The sequence below is a fragment of the Rhodococcus sp. GQ147 genome, from assembly GCF_059759155.1.
Genome location: NZ_JCAXDU010000011.1, coordinates 145,424 through 159,357, shown reverse-complemented (window position 1 = coordinate 159,357; position 13,934 = coordinate 145,424). Strand labels below are relative to the sequence as shown.

13 protein-coding genes are annotated in these 13,934 nt (G+C 66.0%); 4 read left to right on the top strand and 9 right to left on the bottom strand.

Going from position 1 to position 13,934, the window contains the following annotated elements:
* Positions 1-498: 498 nt before the first annotated feature.
* The 7 genes from AC6CID_RS14660 to AC6CID_RS14630 form a co-directional block, all read right to left on the bottom strand.
* Positions 499-876, bottom strand: coding sequence for a hypothetical protein (locus AC6CID_RS14660; protein ID WP_498354133.1), 378 nt, complete (start codon positions 874-876; stop codon positions 499-501).
* The gene (locus tag AC6CID_RS14655) at positions 873-1,178 is read right to left on the bottom strand and encodes a hypothetical protein (RefSeq protein ID WP_498354132.1); all 306 of its coding nucleotides are present in this window, start codon (positions 1,176-1,178) and stop codon (positions 873-875) included. Before AC6CID_RS14655 ends, AC6CID_RS14660 begins: the two co-directional genes overlap by 4 nt.
* A gap of 18 nt (positions 1,179-1,196) precedes the next feature.
* The gene (locus tag AC6CID_RS14650) at positions 1,197-2,093 is read right to left on the bottom strand and encodes a hypothetical protein (RefSeq protein ID WP_498354131.1); all 897 of its coding nucleotides are present in this window, start codon (positions 2,091-2,093) and stop codon (positions 1,197-1,199) included.
* Positions 2,057-2,671 carry a DUF8017 domain-containing protein gene (locus tag AC6CID_RS14645; RefSeq protein WP_232238051.1) on the bottom strand — a complete coding sequence of 205 codons (615 nt, stop codon included), beginning with the start codon at positions 2,669-2,671 and terminating at the stop codon, positions 2,057-2,059. The genes AC6CID_RS14650 and AC6CID_RS14645 overlap by 37 nt, the downstream gene beginning before the upstream one ends.
* A 365-nt stretch (positions 2,672-3,036) precedes the next feature.
* Positions 3,037-3,597, bottom strand: coding sequence for a DUF8017 domain-containing protein (locus tag AC6CID_RS14640; protein WP_498354130.1), 561 nt, complete (start codon positions 3,595-3,597; stop codon positions 3,037-3,039).
* Positions 3,598-3,958: 361 nt separating this feature from the next.
* Positions 3,959-4,696 carry a DNA/RNA non-specific endonuclease gene (locus tag AC6CID_RS14635; RefSeq protein ID WP_498354129.1) on the bottom strand — a complete coding sequence of 246 codons (738 nt, stop codon included), beginning with the start codon at positions 4,694-4,696 and terminating at the stop codon, positions 3,959-3,961.
* A complete protein-coding gene (locus AC6CID_RS14630) occupies positions 4,693-5,100 on the bottom strand; it encodes a hypothetical protein (RefSeq protein ID WP_498354128.1) in 408 nt (135 codons plus the stop codon). The genes AC6CID_RS14635 and AC6CID_RS14630 overlap by 4 nt, the downstream gene beginning before the upstream one ends.
* Positions 5,101-5,653: 553 nt before the next feature.
* Here AC6CID_RS14630 and AC6CID_RS14625 point away from each other — a divergent pair.
* Positions 5,654-6,019 (top strand): VOC family protein, encoded by a 366-nt coding sequence (locus tag AC6CID_RS14625; protein WP_498354127.1) that lies wholly within the window; start codon positions 5,654-5,656, stop codon positions 6,017-6,019.
* Positions 6,020-6,228: 209 nt separating this feature from the next.
* Here the strand turns inward: AC6CID_RS14625 and AC6CID_RS14620 are convergent, their stop codons facing one another.
* The gene (locus tag AC6CID_RS14620; protein ID WP_498354126.1) at positions 6,229-7,773 is read right to left on the bottom strand and encodes an HD domain-containing phosphohydrolase; all 1,545 of its coding nucleotides are present in this window, start codon (positions 7,771-7,773) and stop codon (positions 6,229-6,231) included.
* Positions 7,774-7,882: 109 nt separating this feature from the next.
* Between AC6CID_RS14620 and AC6CID_RS14615 the strand changes: the two genes are divergently transcribed.
* The 3 genes from AC6CID_RS14615 to AC6CID_RS14605 all read left to right on the top strand — a co-directional run bounded on the left by AC6CID_RS14615 (position 7,883) and on the right by AC6CID_RS14605 (position 12,873).
* Entirely contained in the window at positions 7,883-8,620 is a 738-nt protein-coding gene (locus AC6CID_RS14615) for a hypothetical protein (protein ID WP_498354125.1), read from the top strand.
* A gap of 337 nt (positions 8,621-8,957) precedes the next feature.
* Positions 8,958-10,058 carry a hypothetical protein gene (locus tag AC6CID_RS14610; RefSeq protein ID WP_498354124.1) on the top strand — a complete coding sequence of 367 codons (1,101 nt, stop codon included), beginning with the start codon at positions 8,958-8,960 and terminating at the stop codon, positions 10,056-10,058.
* On the top strand, positions 10,045-12,873 hold the full coding sequence (locus AC6CID_RS14605) for an FtsW/RodA/SpoVE family cell cycle protein (RefSeq protein WP_498354123.1): 2,829 nt from the start codon (positions 10,045-10,047) through the stop codon (positions 12,871-12,873). Before AC6CID_RS14610 ends, AC6CID_RS14605 begins: the two co-directional genes overlap by 14 nt.
* Positions 12,874-12,877: 4 nt before the next feature.
* On the opposite strand, the gene AC6CID_RS14600 is transcribed toward AC6CID_RS14605, so the two are convergent.
* A complete protein-coding gene (locus AC6CID_RS14600) occupies positions 12,878-13,867 on the bottom strand; it encodes a rod shape-determining protein (RefSeq protein ID WP_024103618.1) in 990 nt (329 codons plus the stop codon).
* Positions 13,868-13,934 lie beyond the last annotated feature (67 nt).

The following is a 13,934-nucleotide window of genomic DNA, read 5'->3' as shown; positions in this document are numbered from 1 at the left end:
TTTCGGTGGAATCAGGGTAAGAGCAGGAATGAGATCGGTGTTGCCGAGGCGCGTCACACATGTGCGACAAAGTACCTCCCGCAGGTGGTGTCGGCTGCGTCAGAAGCTCGCGTCTTTGCTGTCATCGGCGTGCATGCAGCTCGGGAGGTTTCACAATTGTTCCACCTGGGTCTCGACGGAGAGCACCGATACGCGGAGTTCGTTCACGACGGCCGTCCGCGAGCGTTCGTCTATCTCGACCATCCGTCGAGTGGCGGCAAGAAAAAGCGATTCGCGACGGCCGTGACACCAGAGCAACTCGATCGCCTACGCACTGAGTTCGCGGCCACCACGATCTGACGCTGCGCGAGATCCTGGCCGTCGATGCCGACGCGACAACGACTTGGGTGTTCCAGCCCCGCTATCCGGGGGTGGAACCACCCAAATCAGGAGGAGCTGCACCAGCTCGCAATCCACGTCCGCAGGGACAGCTCTACAACGAATGCACGTGATGGTCGATCATCGCTGCCAGGGAATTCTGTACGGCTCTGGCTCGTCCTCGACCGGAGTTGCGGCAGGTGGCTGATGATCCCAACGCCAGCGGTAGTGCTTCGATGCTTTCAGTTCGATCACCTCTGGAGGGAGAGTGCGAAGGATCCGTTCGATGTCGCGCCATTCGGCTGTGCCTGCGTCGACGCGGGCCGCGAAGGCTCGGAGCGCGTCGGATGCGGCGTCGGTTTCGGCGAGCCGGCTCATCAGTGCTTCGTCGACGTCGATGCGCGTATCCCAGTCACCGTTGCTCGCCTGGTCGGCGCGGATGCGGCGGGTGTCGATGGCGTGTCCGGCGTCCTGGATCCTGCGGACGGCTGCTTCCAGGTGGGGCGGGACGTCCCTCATACGGCATCCGCCCAGGGGTCGTCGCCGACGACATAGCCGGATTTGGGGGCGTTGCATGTATCGCCTGTATCGGCCACGCTGGCGATATCCATGGCGAGTTCGGCTTTCGTCTTGGTGTCGGTGTCGGTGTAGGCGTCGGTTATCGGTGCAAGCTTTTCTTCGAACTTCTCGTTGAGATAGCCGGACGGAGATGCCATCGCCGCAAGGAATCCTTCGAGCGCCTCGACGATCTCCCGCACGCTATCCACGAGATCATCGATCTGCGAAGCCGCTTGTCTGATGATCTCGACAATGGCGTTCACCTGGATGTACGTGCCGATTCAGGGGATCTTCTTGACGGCGAACTTCAATGCCTGGGTGGTGTTCTCGAGTGAGACTTCCGCTTCCAGCATCGTGGCGAGTCGCCGAACCCCACTGATTGCAGCATCCCTGACCTTGTCGGAGGTGAAGAAACACATCTCCTTCGCTACTCGGCCTACCGGGCCTTCCCACTCCATAGCTGCCGCTTGGCGTTCAGCGTGCTCGGTGAAACTTTGAGCAGCGGCACCGTCCCAATGCGGATCGAGTTGTTCATAACCTGCACGGAGGTTGGAACCACATGTCTCCATACCTTCGGCTGCGATGCGATATGCGTCGCCGATACGCTTCAGTTCGTTCCAGTTTCCCGTCAATGGCTCCACGAACTGCAGGAGCGGACTCCATCCCGTTGCAGCGTGAATCGCGTCGTCTACATCTCCGAGCCAACCTGCTGCGTCCGCGATGACTTGCCGAATATCCTCGGCTCCTACTTCGGACAGCGGAAGGTCTACTTCCTCTGCCTTCCGGTAAGTCACCGGGTCGAGGAACGGAGCTGCGGGGCCGGGCGCTGGGGTGTACGAGTCGTAGTGGGCGTCGATCGGCTCTTCGAACAGTATGTTCGCGTTGAGAGCGTCATATGTTTGGGCCTCTTGGTCTGCGTACATCCACGCAACTCGGTTGAGCTCCACACCGGTCGACCGAGTAACCGCCGCCAAGCCGCCGTACCGGGAAGACATGAAGTCCGCGGTCGCTGCCAGAGGGGCGCTCAATAGTGCAAGTACACCTGCGCCCAATCCTTGCTGAACACTGCATTCCGCACGTATGTAGTCGGTGGAGGCCGAGGCGTCGTCGGCAATGTCATCGAATAACACAGCGGTTCCGGCTACTTCTTCGGGAGCTGCCTTGAATGTTTCGCCCATGACACTTTCTGTCTTCTTGATGCGCTTCGTTTGGTGGGTCGAAGCGTCGAAATGATGTCGTCTGCAACCCCGCCCTCGTACGCGCCATCGATATCCTGGTGGACTTCGACCATCAACACCATGGTTTCTGCGGTGGCGTAACCTGGCGTCGCCACGACGTCGAAGCGGGCCGAGCCTGGTTCGCACGAACTGATTCGCGGGATATCGGTAACGAGGGCTGAGACGCGGACCGCGGGCCGCCCTGCGACTTCGAACCATACGGGGCCGGTGTACTCGACCGTCGGCAATGTTCCGGCATTGTCGTCGAAAATCCACTCGACGGCGCGGACCTCTTGTTGCGCTACCGATTCGAGGTCCAGGTCCCGCGAACCTGCCGCGCCGGAGATCGCAAGCCAGCCCCCGTCTTCCTCCGGGCAATAACCGTAACCGAAGAACCCGACAGCTCCATAACTGGCCTTGTCGTTCTCGTTGGACCATCCGGCGATAGAACGGTAGTCGTTGGTCCAGTCCGCCGGAATATCGTATGTAAGACCGTATCTCGTGCTGATCGGTTGCGGCGCACCTGGAGCGGCGGTCATCTGAGGCGGTGGGCGCAGCATCGAGGGGAACCCCTCCGGCAATGGCGGGGGAGAGGTTCGTGGACCCACCGGTGCCGATGGCGCGGAGGTAGTCGGCACCAAGGTCGGAACCGAGGGGACGTCAGGGCCGACAATCGAGGACACCCGCGGTAGCAGCAGGATTGCTGCTATCCCTCCTGCAATAGGCAGTACGGTGCGCAACAGAAACGACTTCACGTGCCCCCTCCCGACTGGATCTCGACCCCCTCGAGATCAGCGCGGAGACTGTAACAGGTGCCGCGGTTCGTCTCGTCGAGTGCACTCGACGAGAGCTCCATCGACTGGGATCTGCACAGTGCTGCGGTGTCAATGAGTCCAAAAGTCGATCAAGACGGTCGGAGCGTTGCGATGATGTCGTCGGCGACGTCGACGTCGTACGCGCCTTCGTTGACCTGCACCATCAACACCATGGTCTGCGCCGTCGCATAGCCCGGGGTGGCAACGATGTCGAACCGGGCGGCGTTGGGTTCGCAACCACTGACCTGCGGAATACCATTGATACGGGCGGAAATTCGAACGGCGGGGCGGTCAGCGATCTCGAACCATACGGGGGCGGCGTACTCGACTGTCGGCCGCGTGCCGGCGTTGTCGTCGAAGATCCACTCGACGTCTCGGATCCTCTCGGTAGCTACGGTTTCGAGGTCGATATCTCGCGAGCCCGCCACGCCGGACATCGCCAGCCAGCCTCCGTCTTTTTCGGGACAGGACCCGTAGCCGAACGAACCGACGCTGCCGTAGACGGCATGGCCTTCCTCACCGGACCATCCGGAGCTAGCGCCGTGGTCGTTCTTCCAGTCCGCCGGAATCTCATAGATGAGGCCGTATCTGGTGTCGATCGGTTGCGGTTGCCCTGGCTCGACGTCGATCTTCGGTGGGGGAAACAACATGGAGGGAAAACCCTCCGGAAGGGGAGGTCGCGTGGTCTGCGGTGTGGAAGGGCCCGATGCGGCGACGGTGGTCGGCACCAAGGTAGGTACGGACGGGACTTCGGGACCGAGAAACGAGGACACCCGAGGAAGTAGCAACAGTGCTGTTATCCCGCCGACTATCGGCAGCACCCTGCGCAGCAGACAAGACTTCACGTGCCCCCTTCGACTTGATCTCGGCCCCTCGAGACCAGCGCGGCGACTGTAACAGGCGCAACTTGATGCGCTGAAACGAGGCTCGCTCGCGCTACACGCGAAGCGAGCCTCGGTTCAGCGCGCGAGAGTTAAAGGGACGCAACCGCTCCCGCGCCTATGCGAGACGTCACCAGTGGATGGCGGCCACCGAATCCAGTGGCTCGGCGATCGTCTCCGCTGCGACCTGCAGATCCGCATCTCGCAACGCCTGCGGAATCCGCAGCCGGGCGCGTTGTTCGATCTCGGCCAGCGGAACCTGGAAGACCCGGAACTCGTCGAGGTCGAGCACCTCGAGCTGGTCGAGGTTCTGGCTCAGCAGGAAGCCTCGGGCCTCGAGCTCGCCGTTCTCCATGAACACGAGCACCTTCCAGAACTCGTGGGGGATCTTCACCCTCCTGAACTCGCGGTCATCGTCCGCGAACACCGGGCCGCCGAACGCCGACACCTTGAGGTCGTCGACGTCCACGTCGGCGAAGACCGCGTCCTCGAGCTTGCCCCAGACGCCGTCGCGGGCGCTCTGGTTGAAGTCGTCCATCTGCGGGGTGATGTTGGTGTAGATGAACGAGTCCCTGTTCGCCTTGGTTGCTTCGCTCGTGCTGCCCCACAGCAGGTCGGCGCGTCGTGCGAGGTGCCCGCGATCGAGTCCGTTCGCTCCATACAGCTCGTTGCCGACCTGGGCGTCCGCTGCCAGACGTGGATCGTTGACGAAGTCGATGTTCTTGCGGCTGACCTTCTTCATGGATCCGCCGTCGATGTTCCACGCCACCCATGCGGCGAACCGACGCGACTTGCGCATCGCCAGCGAGAAGTGCGTGTAGTGCAGCACCTCGGAGCCGTCGTTCGCCTTCGCGATGTCGGGCTTCACTTCGGGAAGCGGGACGGGCGTCGACAGGAAGTTCGGGCCGAAGCCGGCGTTCGCGACCGCCTCTTCCGGGCCGGCGGGGTGAGGGTCACACCCAGCTTCTCGAAGACGGATTGCGGCAGGCACGCCAGCGCGTGCTCGTCGGAGCTACCGTTCGCTTCGCCGGCGAAATGCAGGCCGGCAAAGACTGTGGTCGCCGCCGCGTCGGTTCCGGACCGGAACATCCATGCCGCTCCAGAGTGGCCGCCGCTGCTGATCTCACCGTCGGCTGCGGGGTGTTTCGGGTCGGGTCCGATCTCGAACGCACCGATGGACTTCGTGCCGAGCCCGCAGATCTCCGGATCGAACTGCCGATCCTTGACCGTCGCCACGGCAATGTCCCCGGCCGGCCCCAGGTGCGACCGCACGAGTCGTCCTATCCGGTTGTCGTCGCGTTTTCCGGGGCGGCGTCGCTGCTTCCGGGGCGCGATGGAATGCGGGTTCGGACGACCGCTCGATCACATCGGTCGGGACCTTCACACCGTTCACGGTGATGCTCTCGAGAAGCGGGGAGGTGCCCGGTGCTTCGAGAGCCTTGGGCTTCGATACCTTCTCGTTCACCGTGAACTGCACGGCGAGCTCGCCGGTGGGTTTGCCGTCCACATGCTTGTATCCGACGCCGACAGACGAGACGTTCGGATCATCGAGGTAGTCGGCGCCCTTGGTGCGGATGAACTTTCGCAGAGCGACGGTGAGTTCATCCCTCTCGGGGCGGGGTGTGCGATTCGTCGGCCAGAGAGAGTGCGGCGGCCTCGGCTTCGTCCAACAGCCGCCACTGTCCGGGTTGCGTACTCATTCTCGGGACTCCGAAGCGCGGGTAGTGGTGTACTCGAATTCGAGATGACCCATCACCCGATTTGTGTGGAATGAACCCCGCTGAGCGGGGTCGAACCCACCGAAGATCGTCGAAGGAGTGACCGCATGCGTCCGACCGGCATCACCACGAACATCAACGTCCCGGACATCGGGGAGGCGCGGAGCTTCTACGCGGACTATCTGGGGCTGAGCGTCGAAGAGATGAACCTCGGATGGGTCGCGCGGTTCACCACTCCCGACGGTCGTGCCGTCGTCCAGTTGGTCAGTGGTGACGAGAGTGCTCCCGTGGACTCGGCGATCTCCGTCCACGTCGGCGACGAGGTGGAGGCGGCCTACGAGGAAGCGCAGCGTCGCGGGTTCGAGATCGTGTATCCGCTGACGACGGAGCCGTGGGGAGCGCGGCGGTTCTTCGTCCGTGCACCGGACGGCACGGTCGTCAATATCGTCAGCCACTCCGACGACCCGCGGTAAGGGGACGAGGACGCCGTTCCGATCCGGTGTTCTCGACGGCGTATATATCGGTCGAGAACACCAGATCGTCCGGATCGTCGCGCCGTCGCGTGCGGAGGCGAGGAAGTACCCAGTCCTGTAGTACGTCGGCATACATCTGGTGCATCGCCTGAGGCGGACACTGCTTTGTGTGGGTTCGACCCCGGATAGCGAGGCTGAGTCCACACGGATCAGCTCAGACCGAGGTCGATCGCGGCGAGTCCGGCCTGTGTGCGGTTGTGGACGTCGAGCTTCGTGTACACGTGCTCGACGTGATTGCGCGTCGTCTTGTGCGCGATACCCAGCTCGTCGGCGATCTGCCGGTTCGAATAACCCAGAGCGACGAGTCTGAGGATCTCCACCTCGCGACCCGTCAATCCCGCAGGCCAGGGCGCGCGTCGCTTCGTCGGGTGCCCGGCCGCGAGCAGCACGGCCTCGACCGCGTCCGTGTCGAGTCGTCCGGCCTGCGCGTCGCGGCACATCCTGGCCGCCGCGGCCTCGGCCGTCAGTGCTCTACGGTGCGGTCTAGCTTCTCGTAGCCGCTGATAGGTCTCCGCGGCGGCGAGGATCCGCGCCGTCACGCTCAGGTCGACGGCCCGGAGTCCGCCGGGATATCCGGAGCCGTCGAGTCGCTCGCGGTGCGTCACAGCGACGGCGACGACGGGCTCCAAGCCTCCGACGCGGCTGAGGATCCGTCCGGTCAGATACGGGTACAAGCGGACCCGTTCCCATTCCGCGGTGGTGAGCGGATCGACCTTCTCCCAGATCTGGTTGGGCACACCCATTCGCCCCGGTCCGTGTACGAGCCCCGCACGGTAGAGGAGTTCGACCTCCGCGACCGGAAGCCCACGATGCCGGCCCGCTGCCGCCGCCAGATCCGCAACACGTCGCGAATGTCCCAGCAGATAAGGGCATTTGAGGTCGACGAAATCTGCCATCGCGCGCAGCATCTCGTCCAGTTCGGGCTTGCTCAATGTGTAATCTCGATCGGACGCCTGGGCCAGCGCCGCCGACCATGCGTCCTGTTCGAGCACACCCGCCGTGATCGCGTCGACGTCGTCGACGAACACCTGCACCACGCGCGGGCCGAACTGGGTTCCGCTTCGCGCACGAGCGACGGCGACCGCCTGCGTAGGCCCACCGAGACGTAAATGCACTTCGGTCACGTCGGCCAGGTGGACGATCTGCATCTCGACGGGAATCTCGTCACCGCGCGCACCCGAAGGTAGCCCCGCACCGTCCCAGCGCTCGAAGGTGAAGGTCAGCATCGCGCTCACCCGAGGATCCAGCCCGACGCGATCGGAGAGAACACTCGCGGACCCACAGTGGGATCGGATGAGTTCGGACACCTGCCGGCGCGCGGTGAACAGGAAGGCCGTGGCGTGGAAGAAGCGCTCCGCGAACGGCAGTCCCCGCCCGCTGTGACCCATCAGCATGCGGAAGAAGGGGAGTCCCGTCATGTCCAATGCATAGGTGTCGGCGCGGAACGCGATATCGTCGCCGAACATCCGTGCCAGTTCGTGGGAGTCCGCGTGACATCCGATCCAGGCCACCAGGTTCGCGTAGAAGACGACGTCCCTCTGGTCGGCGCTCAGCTCCATCCGGTCGGCGATGCGCGTGGCGATCACCGCCGAGCGCAACATGTGCTCCATCGGCTGACCGAGACCCAGATCGATCGCAAGGGACAGCGCGGCGACCAGCTCCGCCCGTCGCGGACCGTCACCCGTGGACGTCATGGACTCAGTGTCCTCGCGCGATGCCCGGTCCGAAAGATGAGGCAGCGGCCTCATGACGTGCGGAGGCGGCGGGCACAGGATCGAAGTACCCGCAATCGAGGAGGACGACATGACCATCACCCCGCAGGCAGCCGCCCAGCAGTCCTGCGAACTGCCCCGGGTTTCCGGAGAGCGTTTCGCCGGCTACGCCGTGATCGGCGCGCCGTTCGCGAGCGGCCACTATCTCGCGCTGCGCAGATTCCCGACCAACAGCATCGGCGCCGGCTTCACGTCCGTGTGGCACCGCGACCCGGACGGCGCATGGACGGTGTACAGCGACGTCCCGGCCGAACTGAGCTGCCCGCGCTATCTCGGTCGCGCGCTGAGCCGCACCGAGCAGACCGACGTGCGCGCCGAGTGGACCGACCCCGCCGACCTGCACGTGACCGTCGGTACCGAACTGGAGTGGGATCTCCGGATGACCACCTCGCCGGCGACCACCGTCATGAACGCAGCGGGCAGTCTGATGCCCGACGCCCTCTGGCACAGCCCGACGGTGCTGGCCGCGATGGGTCGCGCCGCCGGGCCGGTGCTCGGCGCCGGCCGGATGCGGCTCGGTGGGCACCTGCCGAACGGGCAGTGGTTCCGGGCCAACCCGCGGCAACTGTGGGTCGCGCACACCGAGCGTGCCGTCGTCGGTGGAGTGGCTCTCGGACCGGAAGGTCCACTGACTCACCAGGACCGCTTCGGCGACTTCCGGCTCCCGCAGCGCGGCCTGTTCGCGACGGTGCAGGTCTGGCTCGAACCGTTCGACGCCCGGCGCCACCACCCGGCACGTCCCGACACGGTGTATGCGGACGGCGAGTGATCGGTGGGTGTTCCCGGTGGTAACAGCCTCTGGGGCAGAAGTGCCGCAAGGTTTCGTTCGAAAGTCGAGGCAACTCTTGCGCAAATGACACACAATGGATTTCGGTAACGAGTCGTCAAGTGGGAAAGGCAATTCAAGGTCAATTCACCCGCCCGCTCCGGTCTGGCTGACACTTGCGGGAGGCCTGGCGTTTTCGGGATGCGCGATGATCGAAGCAGTCTTGGGAATCCATGCGAGAGACTACGAGCCCGTCGAGGTTCGATCCGTCCCGCCCACACGGACGGACGACGACGCAGGGGGCGGCGTAGAACTCGGAAGACTGCTTGCCGTAGCGACTTTGACGCCTGCGCAGGCCGCGCTGCTCGTTACCGATACGGTCGATCAACTCGAACTCGCGCACACCCGGGGCCACCATCCGATCCGCCTCCGAGGCGACGCCGTGATGGTGTCCGAGAACGGTCAGCTCACCATCGACTGCGTCAAGAACGCGGGCTCCTGGGACGAGGTGCGCGACGCGACGGCCGGACTTCTTCGCCGAATCGTGACGAACTGCCGCAACGAAGCGCTCGAGGAGAGAGTGGACGCGGCGATCGCCGAGTCGACGGATTTCGTCGTCCTGGCGAGACGCGTTCGTTATGCTGCCGCAACCGAATTCGACGAAACCGAGGTAGGAAGGAAACGATCGCAGATCGCCGCGCTCGTCTCGGTGGTGAAGGGGCATGCTCGTCCGGTGGACGGTACGGCGGAACGGGCAGACGTGCCGCGCGTGACGGAAGAGAGGACCTTCGTCCCGAATCGACGTCGCCCGCCGGCCGGGACGGTGTGGCATCGCAAGAAGCGACGGCTGCCGCGACGCCGGACGGTCATCGCGCTGGTCGCGATCATCGCGCTCGTCGGGCTGGCGTGGGTAGCTCCCGCAGCGTGGTCGGAGCTGAATCGGGGCTGGCACACCCTTCTCGACCCGGTGGACTCGTCGATGGACGACCGGATCGATCCGGTCTCACCACCGCCGCCGGTGCCCGAAGCGGCACCGGAGGCGGGCGTGCCGGGTCCCGTCGACACCGGTCTTCCCACGAACGCCGGACCGATCACGCAGGTCGCCGCGAGCTTCGCGAATGGTCCGTGCGAGCCGGGACGATCGTGCACCGTCCGCGTCGACGTCGGGCTCGACCCCGCCGCGAATATCGGTGCGGTCACGTGGAATCTGACCGTCTACGACCGATGTACGGGCGTGACACTGCCGGGCGGGACGATCACCCTGCCGGTGCCGGCGGGAAGCCCGGAGGCCTACGGCATCGGAAGCGTCGACCTGCCACCCGGGTCGGCGCTCGCCGTCGCCGCGGTCACCACCGTTCCTGCAGAGGCCGCGTCCGAGCCGGTGTACGTTCCCACCGAGAATGCCGCCTGCGTGCCCGGGGGCTCTCGTGACGGCGGATAGGCACCCATCCGATCCCTGGCTCGTCACGGCGGCCGTCGCACTGGTCGCTCTCGGCATGCTCAACATGATCTCGACGGGCATGTCGTCGCTCGCAGTGCGTCACGCCCTGCTCGCCGCCGTGGGGATCGGTGCGATGTGGGTGACGTCGCGTATGCGGATCGCCGCCCTGGGGCGTTTCGGGTGGGCGCTGTTCACCGCGTCGGTGGTCCTGCTCGCGGCGGTGCCGCTGGTGGGTATTGCGACCAAGGGCGCACAGCGCTGGCTGGACCTGGGTGTGTTCACCCTGCAGCCCTCCGAGATCGCCAAGCTCGCGCTGGTCATGGTTCCCGCCGCAATACTGGCCGGCGGGTACACGCTCGGCAGGTTCGTCGGTGTCCTGATCGTGTCGGCGGTGCCGATCGCCCTGGTGGCGCTGCAACCCGACCTTTCGACCGCCGTGGTGCTCGTGGCGACCGTGCTGCTCATGCTGATCCTGGCGAGAGTCCCATTGCGGTCGCTGTTCCCGCTGTTCGCGCTCGGGCTCGCGTCGCTGCCGATGGCCGTGTTGTTCCTGCGTCCGTACCAGCTCGAGCGGATCCACGTCTTCCTGTCGAACGACGCCGACCCGCAGGGATCGGGTTGGGCCGCATGGCAGGCGGACATCGCGATCGGCAGCGCGGGGTGGTGGGGCCTCGGGCGCGAACCGGACTACGATCTGCGGGCGCAATATCTCCCCGAGTCGGAACACGACCTGGCCTTCGCGAGTCTCGTGTACGGGTGGGGCCTGGTAACCGGCATCGCCGTCGTGGCGGCCGTCGTGATCATCGTGTGGCGTTCCGTGGTCGCCGCCCGCGTCGCACGCACTCGGGAGGCGGCACTCGTCGCAGCGGGTATCGGCGGTGTGTTCGGGCTGCATACCGTGGTGTCGGTGGCCCAGAGCCTGTCGCTGTTGCCGCACACCGGCATGCCGATCCCGATCTTCAGCTACGGAGGCACCGCCTCGATCATCGGGTTCGTCTCGATCGGCTTGGTGCTCGCGGTGCGCCGCGACGGCGTGACCCGGCCGCTGTGGGTGACCGAACCAAAGAAGCGCCGTCTGCCGCGCGGAGTGTCGGTGGGTGCGCTGACGCTGACGGCCTCGCTCGCCGCGATGTCGGTCTTCGCGTGGCAGATGCAGACCGAGCACGGCACCGAGTTCCGCGCGACGAGCGATACCCAAATGCTCCGCTGCATCCGCCTGCCCGCCGAGCGCGGCCAGATCCTCGACCGGACCGGCGTTCCCGTCGCGACGAACGTCGCCGAGTACACCGTCGCCGTGGTCGCCCGGATGTTCGCCGAAGGTGCCCCGTCGGCGCGCTACGAACTCGCGGCGCTCCTCGGCATGCCACTGGAGAAGCTCGACGAGGAACTGCGGAGCAGTACCGGCGGGGAGATCCAGGTCGTGCTCGGACGCGTCGGGCCCGAACAGGCCCGGGCGATCGTGGACGCTCGGCTGCCGTGGGTGCTCGTCTACCCGACGGGCCGCAGACAGTACCCGCACGGGGAGATGCTGGCGTCGCTCCTCGGATACGTCGGGATCGCGGACGAGCAGGACATGGAACTCTGGCCGACCCTCGCGCTCGGATCACGGGTCGGCAAGGCCGGGCTAGAGCGGCAGTACGACGCGTTGCTGCGCGGCGTCGACGGCAAGCAGTGCGTGTACGTCGATCCGTCCGGACGTCCGGTGGGCACGGGGGAGCGGGTGGATCCGATCCGCGGCCACGACCTGCGGTTGCATCTCGATGTCGGCATGCAGCGGGCCGCGACCGACGCGCTCGCCCAGACGGTGCGCACCAGCGGAGGCGACCTCGGCGCCGCGGTCGTGATGGACGCCCGCACCGGCGCGGTGCTGGCGCTGGCCAGCGTTCCCGGCTACGACAACAACGTCTACGGACCCCCGGCCGACCTCGCCGCGATCGCGGCGCAGACCGCGGCATCGGGTCCGGGCCGCATGCTCAACCATGCGGTGCAGACGGCAGCGCCACCGGGGTCGACGTTCAAGATCGTCACAGCGTCGACGAACGCGGCGTTCGACGTGCTGTCCCCGGATGCCTTCCTGGCGGGCGGCGCGGCCTACACCTACGGCGGTCACACCTTCGCCAATTGGCAGCCGATGGGCCCGAACAACCTGCTCGGGGCGATCCAGTGGTCCGACAACGTCTACTTCTACCAACTGGCCGACCTTCTCGGTCCCTACCGCATCGCCCAGATCGCTTCCGAGCTCGGCGCAGGTGCCCCCTCGGGGATCGATCTGCCGGCCGAGTCCGCAGGCTTCCTCGGTACCCCGGACAACGTCGAGAGCATCGGAGGTGCCTGGTATCCGGGTTCGACCCTGCTCATGGGTATCGGCCAGGGCACCGTCACGGCCACGCCGATCCAGGTCGCGCGGTGGACGGCGGGTATCGCGTCGGGTCAGATGGTGACCCCGAAGCTCGCTGCCGCCTACGGACCCGGCGACGCGGTCCCGATTCCCACCGAGCAACCTCGGCCGTTGTCGTTCGCCGACAAACTCGAACCGGTGCGCGCCGGCATGCGGGCGTCGGCCTCGGCCGGCACCGCCGGTCAGCTCGCGAGCCTGCCGGTCACGGCCGCCGCCAAGACCGGCACGGCAGAGGATCCCTCGGCACCGGGCAAGGGGCTCAACGCCTGGTTCTCCGCGGTCGTGCCCGCCGAGTCGCCGGAGGTCGTGGTGACAGCGCTGGTGCGCGGTGGCGGTTTCGGATCGGCCACCTCGGGACCGGTCGTCAAAGGTCTGCTCGAGCGTTACCTCGCGCAGCTCCGGACGCCGAATCCCTGACAGGTCAGGCGGCGTAGGCGGCGATCACGTCGGCGTGCTCGATGCACGAGGTCGCGCCCTCGGCGACGCAGGTGAGCGGACGCTCGGCGGTCTTCACCGGCAGGCCGAAGGCCTCCTCGAGCAGTTGCGGCACGCCGCGCAGCATCGATCCGCCGCCGATCGCCAGGATGCCTTCGGCCATCACGTCGCTGATCGCGCGCGGCGGCAGGTCGTCCAGGCAGCTCGACAGCGTCTGCACGATGCTCGTCGTGGTGGGCCGGACCGCATCCATGATCTCTTCGGTCTCGAGTGTCACCAGACGCGCGCGGCCGGTCGCGGCGTCGCGACCTTCCACCACGAGCGACCGTTCGTCGGCGGTCTCGGGCGCACCCACCTTGGCGCGCTCGGCAGTGAGTTCGCCGACGATGATCTGGTGTTCGGCGCGGAGATACCGGAGGATCGCGCTCGTCAGGTCGTCCCCGGCGATGCGGCAACTGCGGTGCGACAGGACACCGCCGTAGCAGAGAGCGGTGACTTCCGCAGTGCCGCCGCCGATGTCGACGACGAGATGGGTTCGGGGCTCGAGCGGGTCGATCCCGCACCCGATGGCACCGGCGACCGGCTCGGGAATCAACCCGACCTTCCGCAGACCGGCCTCGTGCCCCACCTCGAGCAGCGCACGACGCTCGAGCGGCGTGGCCCCGGCGGGAGCTGCGATGACGCCCACGGGCCGGATGCCGTAGCGACGTCGGGGCGCGAGCTGGGCGAGCACGGCCGTGACGAATGTCCGTGCCGTTTCGAGATCCACGATCACCCCGTCGCGTATCGGGTGGACGGGAGTGATCCCACCGGGTGTGCGGTCGACGAGGTCACTCGCCTCCTTGCCGATCGCGAGCGCTCGGCGCGGTTCCTTCGTCCGCACCATCATCAGCGACGGTTCGTTGAGCACTATGCCCTCGTCGGGCGTTCCGACTACGGTGTTGGCTGTTCCGAGATCGATACCGAATCCACGCACGTCGGCCTCCGAGGGGATCCCAGCGAAATTTTCCGGATGGTGTCCAACGGCATCGTGATGATGTCGT